Annotated in this window: 2 protein-coding genes; both read left to right on the top strand. The window is 71.0% G+C overall.

The features are described 5' to 3' along the window. A partial coding sequence (locus OG921_RS19990; RefSeq protein ID WP_266114257.1) for an amino acid adenylation domain-containing protein occupies nucleotides 1-3811 on the top strand: 3811 nt, incomplete at its 5' end. Next, the gene (locus OG921_RS19985; protein ID WP_266114256.1) at nucleotides 3700-17529 is read left to right on the top strand and encodes an amino acid adenylation domain-containing protein; all 13830 of its coding nucleotides are present in this window, start codon (nucleotides 3700-3702) and stop codon (nucleotides 17527-17529) included. The genes OG921_RS19990 and OG921_RS19985, both read left to right, overlap by 112 nt. The last annotated feature ends 294 nt before the right edge of the window (nucleotides 17530-17823 follow it).

The raw sequence follows: 17823 nt of genomic DNA, 5'->3' as shown, positions 1-17823 counted from the left end.
CGAGGTGGTGTTCGGGGCGACGGTGTCGGGGCGCCCGGCGCAGGTGCCCGGTGTGGAGGCGATGGTGGGGTTGTTGATCAACACCATCCCGGTGCGGGTCGGGCTGGACCCGGCCGAAACGATTCGGGCACTGCTGCAACGCATCCAAACCGAGCAGGCGGGGTTGTTCGAGCATCACCAGGTGCCGTTGGCCGACATTCAACGCGCGGCCGGGGTGGGGGCGTTGTTCGACACGTTGACCGTGTTCGAGTCCGCCCCGGTCGACCGGGACGCGCTGGCCGCGCGGCTCGGGGCGATCGAGGGGATGGAGCTCACCTCGGTCGGGGGCACCGGGGGGACGAATTATCCGTTGACGGTGGTCATCGATCCCGGGGAGCGGTTGCAGGTGCGCCTGCTGTACCGGCCGGCGGTGTTCGAGCCCGAGTGGGTGGAGCAGGTCGGCGCCCGGTTGGTGCGGGTACTGCGGGCCATCACCGCCGACCCCGCCACGGTAGTGGCCGGGATCGAGGTGCTCGACGCGGCCGAGCGCGAACTGGTGCTGGAACAGGGTTGCGTGCCGGGGAAGGTCGGCGTCGGAGACACTCTGATCGGAGACACTCTGATCGGGCGGTTCGACGAGCGGGCGCGGGAGTATGCGGACGCGGTCGCGGTGGTGTGCGGCGACGCGTCGTTGACGTATCGGCAGTTGTCGCAGCGCGTTTATCGTCTGGCGCGGGTGCTGATCGCGCGTGGGGTGGGGCCGGATTCGGTGGTGGCGGTGGTGCTGCCGCGGTCCGAGGACTTGGTGGTGGCTGCGTTGGCGGTGGCGGCGGCCGGTGGTGGGTATCTGCCGTTGGATCCGCGGTATCCGGGGGACAGGATTGCCTTCGTTCTCGACGATGCCGACCCGGTCTGTGTGGTGGTGCACGGTCGCGAGGATCTGGCCGGGGTGTCGACGTCGGTGCCGGTGCTGTGTCTGGGCGAGATGGAGATGTCGGGGGTGTCGGGTGCGCCGGTCGCGGATGCGGAACGCGCGGCTCCGCTGCGCGCGTCGAATCTGGCGTATGTGATCTACACCTCCGGGTCGACGGGTCGACCCAAAGGCGTGCAGGTTCCGCATGCATCGGTGGTCGCCCTGTTCGATAACACCGACACTTTCTTCGGGTTCGACGCGACCGATGTGTGGTCGATGTTTCACAGTTTCGCGTTCGATTTCGCGGTGTGGGAGTTGTGGGGGCCGCTGGTGCACGGCGGCTCGCTGGTGGTGATCGACTGGGAGACTTCGCGGTCCCCGGACCGGTTCCGCCGTTTGGTGGCCGACACGCAGGTGACGGTGCTGTCGCAGACCCCGTCGGCGTTCGCGTTGTTCGACGCGGCCGACAGCGCAGCCGACGAGGAGACGGGGGTGCCTGCGCTGGCGCTGCGGTGGGTGGTTTTCGGTGGGGAAGCGCTGGATCCGCGGCGGTTGTCGGCATGGTGGCATCGGCATGGATCGGTGGGGCCGCGGTTGGTGAACATGTACGGGATCACCGAAACCACGGTGCACGTCACCCATGTCGAGCTCGACGCGGCGATGGTCGGTAGCACCGGGGCGAGTGTGGTGGGTCGCCCCATTGCGGGGCTGGGCGTCTATGTGCTGGATGGGTGGTTGGCGCCGGTGCCGGTGGGGGTGGTGGGGGAGTTGTATGTGGCGGGGGTGCAGGTGGCGCGGGGGTATCAGGGTCGGGCGGGGTTGAGCGCGGCGCGGTTTGTGGCGGTCCCGTTCGGGGGTTCGGGGCAGCGGATGTATCGGACCGGGGATTTGGTGCGGTGGAACGAGTCCGGGCAGCTCGAGTATGTGGGGCGCGCGGATTTCCAGGTCAAGATCCGGGGGTTGCGGGTCGAGTTGGGCGAAATCGAAGCCGCGCTCGCGGCGCAACCGGCGGTCGACTCGGCGGTCGTGACGGTGCGCGAAGGCTCGTCGGGGCAGCCGGTGCTGGTCGGGTACGTCGTGGCTGCGGCCGATACGGTGGTCGAGCCGGGGGCGGTCCGCGCCGCGGTCGCGGCGGTGGTGCCGGAGTACATGGTGCCCGCGCAGGTCGTGGTGCTCGAGGCGTGGCCGTTGACCGGGAACGGGAAGCTGGATCGCGCGGCGCTGCCCGCGCCGGTGTTCGGGCCCGACGAGCAGCGCTACCGGGCCCCCACCACACAAGTCGAGCAGGTGCTCGCCCAGGTGTACGCGCAAGTGCTCGGGGTGGACCGGGTCGGGCTCGACGACGACTTCTTCGCCCTGGGTGGGGATTCGATCATGTCGATTCAGGTGGTGGCGCGGGCCCGGGAGCGCGGCGTGGTGGTGTCGCCGCGGGAGTTGTTCGAGGCGCGCACGGTAGCCGCGGTGGCCGTGGTGGCCGGATCGGGTGAAACGGGCGAGGAGGCGGCGCGCCGGTTCGACGAGATGGCGTTGCCGGTGTTGCCGCCCGAGCAGCTCGCGGCGCTCGAGGCGCGGTATGCGGGGGTGGTGGCGGTGTGGCCGCCGGCGCCGTTGCAGGCCGGGATGCTCTTCCATGCCCTGTGGACCACCGGCGAACCGACCGAGTCGACCGGGGTGGATGTGTATGCGGTGCAGACGGTGCTCGGGTTGTCGGGGCGGGTCGATGCGGGCCGGTTGCGGGCGGCGGCGCAGGCGGTGCTGGACCGGTATGCGAACCTGCGGGTCGCGTTCGTCACCGACGGGGTCCAGACCCCGGTACAGGTCGTGCTCGACCGGGTCGAGGTGCCGTGGTGGGAGGCCGACCTGTCCACCGTGGCCGCGGGTGGAGAGCGGGACGCCGCACTGACACAACTGCTCGAGCGCGATGCCGAGGCGGGGTTCGAGCTGGCGAGGGCGCCGTTGCTGCGGTTCGGGTTGGTCACCGTCGATCCGGGTACCGAGGCGGGTCGCGAGGCGGGTACCGATTCGGGTGCCGGGTCGGGGTCCGGGGAGTTCCGGTTGGTGTTCTCCTATCACCATGTGCTGCTCGACGGCTGGTCGATGCCGCTGGTGCTGCGGGATCTGCTCGCCGTCTACACCCACGGCGACACCGCGCTGCTCGGCCCGGTGGTGTCCTACCACCGGTATCTGGGGTGGCTGGCCGAGCAGGACGCGGCGGGGTCGGTGGCGGTGTGGCGGGAGGTGTTGGCGGGGGCGGAGCCGACCCTGCTCGCCCCCGCGCCGGTAGGGGCCCAAGTCCAGGAGCGGGCGGCGACCGTGACCACGGTGCTCGACGAGCAGGAAACCGCGGCGCTGACCGCGTTGGCGGGCCGGTTGTCGGTGACGGTGAACACGGTGGTGCAGACCGCGTGGGCGATCGTGCTGGGCAAGCTGACCGGGCGTAGCGAGGTGGTGTTCGGGGCGACGGTGTCCGGGCGCCCGGGACAGGTGCCCGGTATCGAGGCGATGGTCGGGTTGTTCATCAACACCATCCCGGTCCGGATCGGGCTCGACCCGGCCGAAACGATTCAGGCTCTGCTGCAACGCATCCAAACCGAGCAGGCGGGGTTGTTCGAGCATCACCAGGTGCCGTTGGCCGACATTCAACGCGCGGCCGGGACCGGGGCGTTGTTCGACACGTTGACCGTGTTCGAGTCCTACCCGGTCGACCGGGACGCGCTGGCGGCGCGGCTCGGGGCGATCGAGGGCATGCAGCTCACCTCGGTCGAGGGCCAACGACGCGCCCGCACTACCCGTTGTCGCTGGTGGTCGTGGATCCGGGGGAGCGGTTGCAGTTGCGGTTGCTGTATCAGCCGGCGGTGTTCGAGCAGGAGTGGGTGGAGCAGGTGGGCGCCCGGTTGGTGCGGGTGCTGGGCGCGATGAGCCGCGATCCGGGCGCGGTGGTGGCCGGCGTGGAGGTGCTGGATGCGGCCGAGCGCGAACTGGTGCTGGTGCGGGGGGCGGCGGGGTCGGTGGGGGCGAGTTTGCCGGAGATTTTGGTGGCGGCGGCCGGGCGGGATCGGTCGGCGGTGGCGGTGGTGTGCGGGTCGCGGGTGGTGTCGTATGGGGAGCTCGATGAGGAGTCGAACCGGTGGGCGCGGGTGTTGCTCGACCAAGGTGCCGGGCCGGAGTCGGTGGTGGCGGTGGCGGTGGCGCGGTCGGTGGAGTCGGTGGTGGCGGTGTGGGCGGTGGCCAAGGCGGGGGCGGCGTTCGTACCGGTCGATCCGGGTTTGCCGGGTGAGCGGATCGCTTATCTGCTGGCCGATTCGGGTGCGGTGGCCGGGTTCGCGGTGGCCGGGCAGGTCGAGACGCTGCCGGGGTCGGTGCCGTGGCTGCTGCTGGATGCGCCGGTGCCCGGGGGCGGGTCGGCGGCGCCGATCACCGATGTGGAGCGGGGTGGGCGGGTGCGGCTCGAGCATCCGGCGTATGTGATCTACACCTCGGGCACGACGGGGCGACCGAAGGGTGTGGTGGTGCCGCATCGCGGGGTGGGCAACTTCGCGGCGGAGTTGGTGCAGCGGTTCGCGGTGGGTGCGGGGTCGCGGGTGTTGCATGTGGCGTCGCCGAGTTTCGATGCGGCGGTGCTCGAGTTGCTGCTCGGGTTCGGGGCGGGCGCGACGGTGGTGGTGGCGCCGGCGGCGGTGCGGGGCGGGCCGGAGCTGGGTGAGTTGATCGCCCGCGAGCGGGTCACGCATGCCTTCCTGACCCCGACGGTGTTGGCGACGGTGCCGCCGGCGGGGTTGGGGTCGGTGCGCTGGTTGTTGTGCGGGGCGGAGGCGGTGCCGGGGTCGGTGGTGGCGGGGTATGCGCCGGGCCGGTCGATGCACAACCTGTACGGCCCGACCGAGGCGACGGTGGCGGTGGCGGTGTCGGCGGCGTTGGCGCCCGGTGGCCCGGCGCCGATCGGGGGTCCGGTGCGGGGCACGGCGGTGGTGGTGCTGGATGGGTGGTTGGCGCCGGTGCCGGTGGGGGTGGTGGGGGAGTTGTATGTGGCGGGGGTGCAGCTGGCGCGGGGGTATCGGGGTCGGGCGGGGTTGAGCGCGGCGCGGTTTGTGGCGGTCCCGTTCGGGGGGTCGGGGCAGCGGATGTATCGGACCGGGGATTTGGTGCGGTGGGGCGAGTCCGGGCAGCTCGAGTATGTCGGGCGCGCGGATTTCCAGGTCAAGATCCGCGGCCTGCGGATCGAGCTCGGCGAAATCGAAGCCGCACTCGCGGCGCAGCCGGCGGTCGACTCGGCGGTCGTGACGGTGCGCGAAGGCCCGTCGGGGCAGCCGGTGCTGGTCGGGTACGTCGTGGCTGCGGCCGACACGGTGGTCGACCCGGACGCGGTCCGCGCCGCGGTGGCGGCGGTGCTGCCGGAGTACATGGTGCCCGCCCAGGTCGTGGTGCTCGAGGCGTGGCCGGTGACCGGGTCGGGGAAGGTGGATCGGGCAGCGCTACCGCAGCCGGTGTTCCAACCGGACGAACAGCGCTACCGGGCCCCGTCGACCCCGGTGGAGCAGCTGCTGGCGGAGGTGTACGCGCAGGTCCTCGGGATCGACCGGGTCGGGGTCGAGGACGATTTCTTCGCTCTGGGTGGGGATTCGATCATGTCGATTCAGGTGGTGGCGCGGGCCCGGGAGCGCGGTGTGGTGGTGTCGCCGCGGCAGTTGTTCGAGGCGCGCACGGTCGCGGCGCTGGCGGCGGTGGCCGGATCGGGCGAGATGGGGCCGGTGCTCGAGGAGTTGGCGGGGGCGGGGGTGGGTGTGCGGCCGTTGTTGCCGGTGGAGCGGTGGATGCTCGAGCGCGGTCCTTATACGCGGTTCACCCAGTCGATGGTGGTGCAGGTGCCGGCGGGGGCGGTCGGGGAGCAGGTGGTGGCCACGGTCGCGGCGGTGGCCGCGCGTCATGATGCGTGGCGGTCGCGGCTGGTCCGTGACGGCGACGGGTGGGTGGTGCGCATCGATGCGTCCGACGCGGTGGCGGTGGGGTCGTGGGTGTCGCGGGTGGCGGTGCCGGCCGGCAGTGCGCCGGGGCGGGTGCGGGAGTTGGCGCAGGCGGCGGTGGTGGCGGCGGCGGGGCGGCTGGACCCGCAGGCGGGGGTGATGGTGCAGGTGGTGTGGCTGGATCGGGGACCGCACGAGCCGGGGGCGGCGGTGCTGATCGCGCATCATCTGGTCATCGACGGGGTGTCGTGGCGGATCGTGATCCCGGATCTGGTGGCGGCGTGGGCGCAGGTGGTGCAAGGGCAGGTGCCGGTGTTGGCGCCGGTGGGGACCTCGGTGCGGCGGTGGGCGCACGCGGTGGCCGAGCAGGCGAGCGCGCCGGCGCGGGTGGGTGAGCTCGGGTTCTGGCGTTCGATGCTCGACGGCGCGCAGGACCCGTTCGGGTCGCGCGGGTTGGATCCGCGGGTCGACACGGTGGCCACCGTGCGGGAGGTGTCGGTGACGGTGCCGGCGGCGGTGACCGAGGCGGTGCTCACGCGGGTGCCGGCGGTGTTTCGGTGCGGGATCGATGCGGGGTTGTTGGCGGGCCTGGCGGTGGCGGTGGCGCGGTGGCGACACGGGCGGGGGTTGGATCCGGGCCCGCTGGTGGTGCAGCTCGAGAGTCACGGCCGCCACGAGCAGGTCGTGGCGGGGGCGGATCTGTCGCGCACGGTGGGCTGGTTCACCACGGTGTTCCCGGTGCGCCTGCCGATACCGGCCGGGGGGGTCGGGTCGGTCCTCAAGGCGGTCAAGGAGGCGCTGGCGGCGGTGCCGGACCACGGTGTCGGCTACGGATTGTTGCGTTATCTCAACGACGACACCGCGGCGGAGTTGGCCGCGGCCGGGGCGCCGCAGGTCGGTCTGAACTACCTGGGCCGGGCGTCGGTGGCGGATGCGCAACGGATGCTCGACACCCGGGACTGGCTGCCCACCGACACCCTCGGCCCGCTGACCGTGCCCGCGGAGGCGGACATGGCCGCCGCCGCGGCACTCGATATCAACGCCATCGTCGTCGACGACGCGGACGGGCCAATCCTGCAGGCGCGGTTCGGGTTCGCCTCCGGGGTCCTCGACGAAACCGACGTCACCGAACTCGCGCACCTGTGGCAACACGCCTTGGCCGAGTTGGCCGCGCACGCCGCCGAACCCGACGCGGGCGGGCTGACCCCCTCGGACGTGCCGCTGGTGTCGCTGACCCAGGTGCAGCTCGAGGCGCTCGAGGCGCGGTATGCGGGGGTGGTGGCGGTGTGGCCACCCGCGCCACTGCAGGCCGGGATGGTTTTCCACGCCCTGTGGACCGCCGGCGAACCGACCGAGTCGACCGGGGTGGATGTGTATGCGGTGCAGACGGTGCTCGGGTTGTCGGGGCGGGTCGATGCGGGCCGGTTGCGGGCGGCGGCGCAGGCGGTGCTGGACCGGTATGCGAACCTGCGGGTCGCGTTCGTCACCGACGGGGTCCAGACCCCGGTACAGGTCGTGCTCGACCGGGTCGAGGTGCCGTGGTGGGAGGCCGACCTGTCCACCGTGGCCGCGGGTGGGGAGCGGGACGCCGCGCTGACACAACTGCTCGAGCGCGATGCCGAGGCGCGGTTCGAGCTGGCGAGGGCGCCGCTGCTGCGGTTCGGGCTGGTCACCCTCGACCCCGGCACCGATGCGGGGGCCGGGTCGGGGGTGGGGCAGTACCGGTTGGTGTTCTCCTATCACCATGTGCTGCTCGACGGCTGGTCGATGCCGCTGGTGCTGCGGGATCTGCTCGCCGTCTACACCCACGGCGACACCGCGCTGCTCGGCCCGGTGGTGTCCTACCACCGGTACCTGGGCTGGCTGGCCGAGCAGGACGCGGCCGGGTCGGTGGCGGTGTGGCAGCAGGCCCTCGCCGGGGCGGAGCCGACCCTGCTCGCCCCCGCGCCGGTAGGGGCCCAAGTCCAGGAGCGGGCGGCGACCGTGACCACGGTGCTCGACGAGCAGGAAACCGCGGCGCTGACGGCGTTGGCGGGCCGGTTGTCGGTGACGCCGAACACCGTGGTGCAGACCGCGTGGGCGATCGTGCTGGGCAAGCTGACCGGGCGTAGCGAGGTGGTGTTCGGGGCGACGGTGTCCGGGCGCCCGGGACAGGTGCCCGGTATCGAAGAGATGGTGGGGTTGTTCATCAACACCATCCCGGTCCGGGTCGGGCTCGACCCGGCCGAAACGATTCGGGCTCTGCTGCAACGCATCCAGACCGAGCAGGCGGGGTTGTTCGAGCATCACCAGGTGCCGTTGGCCGACATTCAACGCGCCGCCGGGACCGGGGCACTGTTCGACACCTTGACCGTGTTCGAGTCCTACCCGGTCGACCGCCACGACCTGTCCGCGCGGGCCGGGGACCTCGACGGCATGCAGATCACCGCGGTCGGGTCCAACGACGCCCCGCACTACCCGTTGTCGCTGGTGGTCGTGCCCGGGGAGCGGTTGCAGGTGCGGTTGCTGCACCAGCGGTCGGTGTTCGAGGGGTTGTGGGTGGAGCGGGTCGCCGAGCGGTTGGTGCGGGTGCTGGCGGCGATGAGCCGCGATCCGGGCGCGGTGGTGGCCGGGATCGAGGTGCTCGACGCGGCCGAGCGTGAACTGGTGCTGGTGCGGGGGGCGGCGGGGTCGGTGGGGGCGAGTTTGCCGGAGATTTTGGTGGCGGCGGCCGGGCGGGATCGGTCGGCGGTGGCGGTGGTGTGCGGGTCGCGGGTGGTGTCGTATGGGGAGCTCGATGAGGAGTCGAACCGGTGGGCGCGGGTGTTGCTCGAGCGTGGGGTGGGTCCGGAGTCGGTGGTGGCGGTGGCGGTGGCGCGGTCGGTGGAGTCGGTGGTGGCGGTGTGGGCGGTGGCCAAGGCGGGGGCGGCGTTCGTGCCGGTCGATCCGGGTTTGCCGGGTGAGCGGATCGCTTATCTGCTGGCCGATTCGGGTGCGGTGGCCGGGTTCGCGGTGGCCGGGCAGGTCGAGACGTTGCCGGGGTCGGTGCCGTGGCTGCTGCTGGATGCGCCGGTGCCCGGGGGCGGGTCGGCGGCGCCGATCACCGATGTGGAGCGGGGTGGGCGGGTGCGGCTCGAGCATCCGGCGTATGTGATCTACACCTCGGGCACGACGGGGCGGCCGAAGGGTGTGGTGGTCCCGCATCGCGGGGTGGGCAACTTCTGCGTCGAGCAATACCAGCGGTACCAGCCGACTGCCCGCTCGCGGGTGTTGCATGCGGCGTCGCCGAGTTTCGATGCGGCGGTGCTCGAGTTGCTGCTCGGGTTCGGGGCGGGCGCGACGGTGGTGGTGGCGCCGGCGGCGGTGCGGGGCGGGCCGGAGCTGGCGGAGCTGATCGCGGGGGAGCAGGTCACGCACGCCTTCCTGACGCCGACGGTGCTGGCCTCGATGGACCCGACCGGCCTGCAGTCGTTGCAGCATCTGGTGGTCGGTGGTGAGGCGGTGCCGGCCGAGCTCGTCGATCGGTGGGCGCCGGGCCGGTCGTTCTACAACGGCTTCGGCCCGACCGAGACGACCATCATGACCAATATTTCCGACCCGTTGTGCGCGGGCGAGCCGGTCACCATCGGTGCCCCGACCCGCGGCATGCGGGAAGTGGTGCTGGATGGGTGGTTGACACCGGTGCCGGTGGGGGTGGTGGGGGAGTTGTATGTGGCGGGGGTGCAGGTGGCGCGGGGGTATCAGGGTCGGGCGGGGTTGACGGCGGCCCGGTTTGTGGCGGTCCCGTTCGGGGGTTCGGGGCAGCGGATGTATCGGACCGGGGATTTGGTGCGGTGGAACGAGTCCGGGCAGCTCGAGTATGTGGGGCGCGCGGATTTCCAGGTCAAGATCCGGGGGTTGCGGATCGAGTTGGGCGAGATCGAGGCGGCGTTGGCGGGGCAGCCGGCGGTCGACTCGGCGGTCGTGACGGTGCGCGAAGGCCCGTCGGGGCAGCCGGTGCTGGTCGGGTACGTCGTGGCTGCGGCCGACACGGTGGTCGACCCGGACGCGGTCCGCGCCGCGGTGGCGGCGGTGCTGCCGGAGTACATGGTGCCCGCCCAGGTGGTGGTGCTCGAGGCGTGGCCGGTCACGGGGAACGGGAAGCTGGACCGCGCGGCGCTGCCGGCGCCGGTGTTCGGGCCCGACGAGCAGCGCTACCGCGCCCCCACCACACAAGTCGAGCAGGTGCTTGCCCAGGTGTACGCGCAGGTGCTCGGGGTGGAGCGGGTCGGACTCGATGACGATTTCTTCGCCCTGGGTGGGGATTCGATCATGTCGATCCAGGTGGTGGCGCGGGCCCGGGAGCGCGGGGTGGTGGTGTCGCCGCGCGAGTTGTTCGAGGCGCGCACGGTCGCGGGGGTGGCCGTGGTGGCCGGATCGGGTGAGACGGGCGAGGAGGCGGCGCGCCGGTTCGACGAGATGGCGTTGCCGACGCTGCCGCCCGAGCAGCTCGCGGCGCTCGAGGCGCGGTATGCGGGGGTGGTGGCGGTGTGGCCGCCGGCGCCGTTGCAGGCCGGGATGGTTTTCCACGCCCTGTGGGCGGCCGGGGAGTCGGCGGGGGCGGGGGTGGATGTGTATGCGGTGCAGACGGTGCTCGGGTTGTCGGGGCGGGTCGATGCGGGGCGGTTGCGGGCGGCGGCGCAGGCGGTGCTGGACCGGTATGCGAGTTTGCGGGTGGCGTTCGTGACCGAGGGGGTGGATTCCCCGGTGCAGGTGGTGTGTGACGGGCTCGAGGTGCCGTGGTGGGAGGCCGACCTGTCCACCACCGCCCCGGGCGGTGAGCGGGAGGCGGCGCTGGCGCAGGTGTTGGCGCGCGATGCCGAGGCGGGGTTCGAGCTGGCGACGGCGCCGTTGCTGCGGTTCGGGCTGGTCACCCTCGACCCGGGCAGCGGGAACGGGTCGGGGTCCGGGGAGTTCCGGTTGGTGTTCTCCTATCACCATGTGCTGCTGGATGGGTGGTCGATGCCGTTGGTGTTGCGGGATTTGTTGAGCGTGTATGCCGGTGCGGACGCGGGAGTGTTGGGGCCGGTGGTGTCCTATCGCCGGTATCTGGGGTGGCTGGCCGAGCAGGACGCGGCCGGGTCGGTGGCGGTGTGGCAGCAGACCCTCGCCGGGGCGGAGCCGACGCTGCTGGCTCCGCTGGGGGCGCGGGCGCAGGGGCCGGTAGCGACGGTGACCACCGTGCTCGACGAGCAGGCGACTACCGCGCTGACCGGGCTGGCCGCGCGGTTGTCGGTGACGGTGAACACGCTGGTGCAGACCGCGTGGGCGATCGTGCTGGGCAAGTTGACCGGGCGTAGCGAGGTGGTGTTCGGGGCGACGGTGTCGGGGCGCCCGGCGCAGGTGCCCGGTGTGGAGGCGATGGTGGGGTTGTTGATCAACACCATCCCGGTCCGGGTCGGGCTGGACCCGGCCGAAACGATCGAGGCCCTGCTGGGGCGGGTGCAGGGTGAGCAGGCGGGGTTGTTCGAGCATCATCATGTGCCGTTGGCCGATATTCAGCGCGCGGCCGGGGTGGGGGCGTTGTTCGACACCTTGACCGTGTTCGAGTCCGCCCCGGTCGACCGGGACGCGCTGGCCGCGCGGCTCGGGGCGATCGAGGGGATGGAGCTCACCTCGGTCGGTGGCACGGGGGGGACGAATTATCCGTTGACCGTTGTCATCGATCCGGGGGACCGGTTGCAGTTGCGCCTGCTGTACCGGCCGTCGGTGTTCGAGCCCGAGTGGGTGGGGCAGGTCGGCGCCCGGTTGGTGCGGGTGCTGGCGGCGATGAGCCGCGATCCGGGCGCGGTGGTGGCCGGGATCGAGGTGCTCGACGCGGCCGAGCGTGAACTGGTGCTGGTGCGGGGGGCGGCGGGGTCGGTGGGGGCGAGTTTGCCGGAGATTTTGGTGGCGGCGGCGGGGCGGGATCGGTCGGCGCCGGCGGTGGTGTGCGGGTCGCGGGTGGTGTCGTATGGGGAGCTCGATGAGGAGTCGAACCGGTGGGCGCGGGTGTTGCTCGAGCGTGGGGTGGGTCCGGAGTCGGTGGTGGTGGTGGCGGTGGCGCGGTCGGTGGAGTGGGTGGTGGCGGTGTGGGCGGTGGCCAAGGCGGGGGCGGCGTTCGTGCCGGTGGATCCGGGTTTGCCGGGTGAGCGGATCGAGTATCTGCTGGCCGATTCGGGTGCGGTGGCCGGGTTCGCGGTGGCCGGGCAGGTCGAGACGTTGCCGGGGTCGGTGCCGTGGCTGGTGCTCGACGCGGTCGACGTGTCGGGGGTGCCGGCAGGGCCGATCACCGATGTGGAGCGGGGTGGGCGGGTGCGGCTCGAGCATCCGGCGTATGTGATCTACACCTCGGGCACGACGGGGCGGCCGAAGGGTGTGGTGGTGCCGCATCGCGGGGTGGGCAACTTCTGCGTCGAGCAATACCAGCGGTACCAGCCGACTGCCCGCTCGCGGGTGTTGCATGCGGCGTCGCCGAGTTTCGATGCGGCGGTGCTCGAGTTGCTGCTCGGGTTCGGGGCGGGCGCGACGGTGGTGGTGGCCCCGGCGGCGGTGCGGGGCGGGCCGGAGCTGGCGGAGCTGATCGCGCGGGAGCAGGTCACGCACGCCTTCCTGACGCCGACGGTGCTGGCCTCGATGGACCCGACCGGCCTGCAGTCGTTGCAGCATCTGGTGGTCGGTGGTGAGGCGGTGCCGGCCGAGCTCGTCGACCGGTGGGCGCCGGGCCGGTCGTTCTACAACGGGTTCGGCCCGACCGAGACGACCATCATGACCAACATTTCCGACCCGTTGTGCCCGGGCGAGCCGGTCACCATCGGTGCCCCGACCCGCGGCATGCGGGAAGTGGTGCTCGATGGGTGGTTGGCGCCGGTGCCGGTGGGGGTGGTGGGGGAGTTGTATGTGGCGGGGGTGCAGGTGGCGCGGGGGTATCGGGGTCGGGCGGGGTTGACGGCGGCCCGGTTTGTGGCGGTCCCGTTCGGTTCCGCGGGGCAGCGGATGTATCGGACCGGGGATTTGGTGCGGTGGAACGAGTCCGGGGAGCTCGAGTATGTGGGGCGCGCGGATTTCCAGGTCAAGATCCGGGGCCTGCGGATCGAGCTCGGTGAGATCGAGGCGGTGTTGGCGGCGCAGCCGGGGGTGTCCTCGGCGGTCGTGACGGTGCGGGAAGGCTCGTCGGGGCAGCCGGTGCTGGTCGGGTACGTGGTGCCCGCGGCGGACACGGTGGTCGACCCGGAGGTGGTGCGGGCGGGGGTGGCGGCGGTGCTGCCGGAGTACATGGTGCCCGCGCAGGTGGTGGTGCTGCAGGGGTGGCCGGTGACGGGGAACGGGAAGCTGGATCGGGCAGCGCTGCCGGTGCCGGTGTTCGGGCCCGACGAGCAGCGCTACCGCGCCCCCACCACACAAGTCGAGCAGGTGCTCGCCCAGGTGTACGCGCAAGTGCTCGGGGTGGAGCGGGTCGGGCTCGACGACGATTTCTTCGCCCTGGGTGGGGATTCGATCATGTCGATTCAGGTGGTGGCGCGGGCCCGGGAGCGCGGGGTGGTGGTGTCGCCGCGGCTGGTGTTCGAGGCGCGCACGGTCGCGGGGGTGGCCGTGGTGGCCGGATCGGGTGAGACGGGCGAGGCCGCGGCGCGCCGGTTCGACGAGATGGCGTTGCCGACGCTGCCGCCCGAGCAGCTCGCGGCGCTCGAGGCGCGGTATGCGGGGGTGGTGGCGGTGTGGCCGCCGGCGCCGTTGCAGGCCGGGATGGTTTTCCATGCCCTGTGGGCGGCCGGGGAGTCGGCGGGGGCGGGGGTGGATGTGTATGCGGTGCAGACGGTGCTGGGGTTGTCGGGGCGGGTGGATGCGGGGCGGTTGCGGGCGGCGGCGCAGGCGGTGCTGGATCGGTATGCGAGTTTGCGGGTGGCGTTTGTCACCGACGGGGTGGATTCCCCGGTGCAGGTGGTGCTCGACGGGCTCGAGGTGCCGTGGTGGGAGGCCGACCTGTCCACCACCGCGGCGGGTGGAGAGCGGGACGCCGCGCTGACACAACTGCTCGAGCGCGATACGGAGGCCGGGTTCGAGCTGGACACCGCGCCGTTGCTGCGGTTCGGGCTGGTCACCCTCGATTCGGGTGCCGGGTCGGGGTCCGGGGAGTTCCGGTTGGTGTTCTCGTATCACCATGTGCTGCTGGATGGGTGGTCGATGCCGTTGGTGTTGCGGGATTTGTTGAGCGTGTATGCCGGTGCGGAGGCGGGAGTGTTGGGGCCGGTGGTGTCCTATCGCCGGTACCTGGGGTGGTTGGCCGAGCAGGACGCGGCGGGGTCGGTGGCGGTGTGGCAGCAGGTGTTGGCGGGGGCGGAGCCGACGTTGCTGGCGCCGCTGGGGGCGCGGGCGCAGGGGCCGGTGGCGACGGTGACCACCGTGCTCGACGAGGAGGTCACCGCGGCGGTGGCGCAGTTGGCGGGCCGGTTGTCGGTGACGGTGAACACGGTGGTGCAGACCGCGTGGGCGGTCGTGTTGGGCAAGTTGGCCGGGCGTAGTGAGGTGGTGTTCGGGGCGACGGTGTCGGGGCGCCCGGCGCAGGTGCCCGGTGTGGAGGCGATGGTGGGGTTGTTGATCAACACCATCCCGGTGCGGGTCGGGCTGGACCCGGCCGAAACGATTCGGGCACTGCTGCAACGCATCCAGACCGAGCAGGCGGGGTTGTTCGAGCATCACCATGTGCCGTTGGCCGACATTCAACGCGCGGCCGGGGTGGGGGCGTTGTTCGACACGTTGACCGTGTTCGAGTCCGCCCCGGTGGATCGGGACGCGCTGGCGGCGCGGCTCGGGGCGATCGAGGGGATGGAGCTCACCTCGGTCGGGGGCACGGGGGGGACGAATTATCCGTTGACGGTGGTCGTGGATCCGGGGGAGCGGTTGCAGTTGCGCCTGCTGTACCGGCCGGCGGTGTTCGAGCCCGAGTGGGTGGAGCAGGTCGGTGCCCGGTTGGTGCGGGTGCTGGGGGCGATGGTCACCGATCCGGGCGCGGTGGTGGCCGGGATCGAGGTGCTCGACGCGGCCGAACGCGAACTGGTGCTCGAACAAGGTTTCGTGCCGGGGAAGAAGATCGGTAGCGAAGACACCCTGATCGGGCGGTTCGACCAGCGGGCACGGGAGTATGCGGACGAGGTCGCGGTGGTGTGCGGCGAGCAGTCGTTGACCTATCGCGAGTTGTCGGGGCGGGTTTATCGGCTGGCGCGGGTGCTGATCGAGCGTGGGGTGGGGCCGGATTCGGTGGTGGCGGTGGTGCTGCCGCGGTCCGAGGACTTGGTGGTGGCTGCGTTGGCGGTGGCGGCGGCCGGTGGTGGGTATCTGCCGTTGGATCCGCGGTATCCGGGCGAGCGGATCGGGTTCGTTCTCGACGACGCGAACCCGGTCTGTGTGGTGGTGCACGGTCGCGAGGATCTGGCCGGGGTGTCGACGTCGGTGCCGGTGCTGTGTCTGGGGGAGATCGATGTGTCGGGGGTGTCGGGTGCGCCGGTCGCGGATGCGGAGCGCAGAGCTCCGCTGCGCGCGTCGGATCTGGCGTATGTGATCTACACCTCCGGGTCGACGGGTCGACCGAAGGGTGTGCAGGTTCCGCATGGATCGGTGGTCGCCCTGTTCGATAACACCGACACTTTCTTCGGGTTCGACGCGACCGATGTGTGGTCGATGTTTCACAGTTTCGCGTTCGATTTCGCGGTGTGGGAGTTGTGGGGGCCGCTGGTGCACGGCGGGGTGTTGGTGGTGATCGACTGGGAGACTTCGCGTTCCCCGGAACGGTTCCGCCGTTTGGTGGCCGACACGCAGGTGACGGTGCTGTCGCAGACCCCGTCGGCGTTCGCGTTGTTCGACGCGGCCGACAGCGCAGCCGACGAGGAGACGGGGGTGCCTGCGCTGGCGTTGCGGTGGGTGGTTTTCGGTGGGGAAGCGCTGGATCCGCGGCGGTTGTCGGCATGGTGGCATCGGCATGGATCGGTGGGGCCGCGGTTGGTGAACATGTACGGGATCACCGAGACCACGGTGCACGTCACCCACGTCGAACTCGACGCGGCGATGGTCGGTAGCACCGGGGCGAGTGTGGTGGGTCGCCCGATTGCGGGGCTGGGCGTCTATGTGCTGGATGGGTGGTTGGCGCCGGTGTCGGTGGGGGTGGTGGGGGAGTTGTATGTGGCGGGGGTGCAGGTGGCGCGGGGGTATCAGGGTCGGGCGGGGTTGACGGCGGCCCGGTTTGTGGCGGCGCCGTTCGGGGGTTCGGGGCAGCGGATGTATCGGACCGGGGATTTGGTGCGGTGGAACGAGTCCGGGGAGCTCGAGTATGTGGGGCGCGCGGATTTCCAGGTCAAGATCCGGGGGTTGCGGGTCGAGTTGGGCGAGATCGAGGCCGCGCTCGCGGCGCAACCGGCGGTGGGCTCGGCGGTCGTGACGGTGCACGAAGGCGCCGCCGGGCAACCGGTGCTGGTGGGGTACGTCGTGGCCGCGCCCGACACGGTGATCGACCCGGGGGCCGTGCGGGCGGGGGTGGCGGCGGTGGTGCCGGAGTACATGGTCCCGGCCCAAGTGGTGGTGGTCGAGGCGTGGCCGTTGACGGGGAACGGCAAGCTGGATCGCGCGGCGCTGCCGGCGCCGGTGTTCGGGCCCGACGAGCAGCGCTACCGCGCCCCCACCACACAAGTCGAACAGGTGCTGGCCCAGGTGTACGCGCAGGTCCTCGGGATGGAGCGGGTCGGGCTCGACGACGATTTCTTCGCCCTGGGCGGGCATTCGCTGATTGCCATCCGGCTGGTCGGGCGGATCCGCACAGTGTTGGGAATGGAGGTACCGATACAGGCGATCTTCGAATCTCCGACTGTTGGGGAACTTGCACGTCGGATCTCCAGTGGTTCTCCTTTGGACGCCTCGGATCCGTTCGCAGGCCTTCTTCCGATTCGACCGGCGGGCACCTTGCCACCGATGTGGTGCGTCCACGCCGGCGGCGGCTTCAGCTGGTCCTATCAGGGACTGGTGCCCAGTTTGCCCGATCGGCCCGTCTACGGTCTCCAAGCGAGAGCTCTGGATGGGCACACGCCGATCGCCGAATCGGTTGAGGAAATGGTCGAAGACTATGCCGCGCAAATCCTGTCGATTCAGACCGAGGGTCCTTTCCATGTCCTCGGCTGGTCGTTCGGCGGCACCGTCGCTCATGCGATTGCCGCAGAACTCGGGCGGCGAGGTCACGAGGTGGCGCTGTTGGCGCTGATCGACTGCGAGCCGGCACCCCCACAGGCCCCGGTATCGGTCGCCGAAAGTCCGTCGGCCGAGGAGGATATCCGGAGGGCGATGCATTCCTGGGCGCAGCAACGGTATGGCGAGATGGTCGATTCGGCCGAGTACGCCGCGCTGGCGGATCGCGTCTTCGCGATACTGCAAAATTGTGACAGGCTCCTGCTGCAATACACCTCCCCCGTTCATCACGGCGACGCCTTGATCTTTCGGGCGACCGTCGATCCCAATGGGACGACGCGGAACGAAACGCTCGTCGATCGATGGCGACCGGCGATCACCGGCGACATTGTCGAATACGAAATCCCATACGCGCACAGCGATATGGATCTCCCCGAACCAATGGCACAGATCGGTGAGCTACTCCGTCTGCATCTCGAGAAAGGACGGATTCCTGTGGAAGAAAACTGAGGTCCACCTCGACGGAACCGGCATTTCATTGAGCGGCGTGAATGCGACCCGTGGTTTGAACAGGGCAATGCGGGAAATCTGGCCAGATATGTTTTGTCGGCGGAGAGAATGGGCAGGTAGCAGCAGCAGGTAGCAAATGGGCAGGTAGCGGACCTCGCTCGCTATGCGTAGCACTCCTTCACGGGCCCCGTCTTCGTACGCTCGCGTAACTTTCGGGGTTGCAGCGCGATAGTCGAGCAGGTGCTCGGTTCTCTGTACTCCGAGCATCGTGGTACTAGTTCGTCGACACGAGAG

This window comes from Aldersonia sp. NBC_00410, assembly GCF_026342035.1.
Taxonomy (GTDB): Bacteria; Actinomycetota; Actinomycetes; order Mycobacteriales; family Mycobacteriaceae; genus Aldersonia.
Note: the sequence above shows the minus strand (reverse complement) of the source record. Positions and strands in the feature narration are given on the sequence as shown.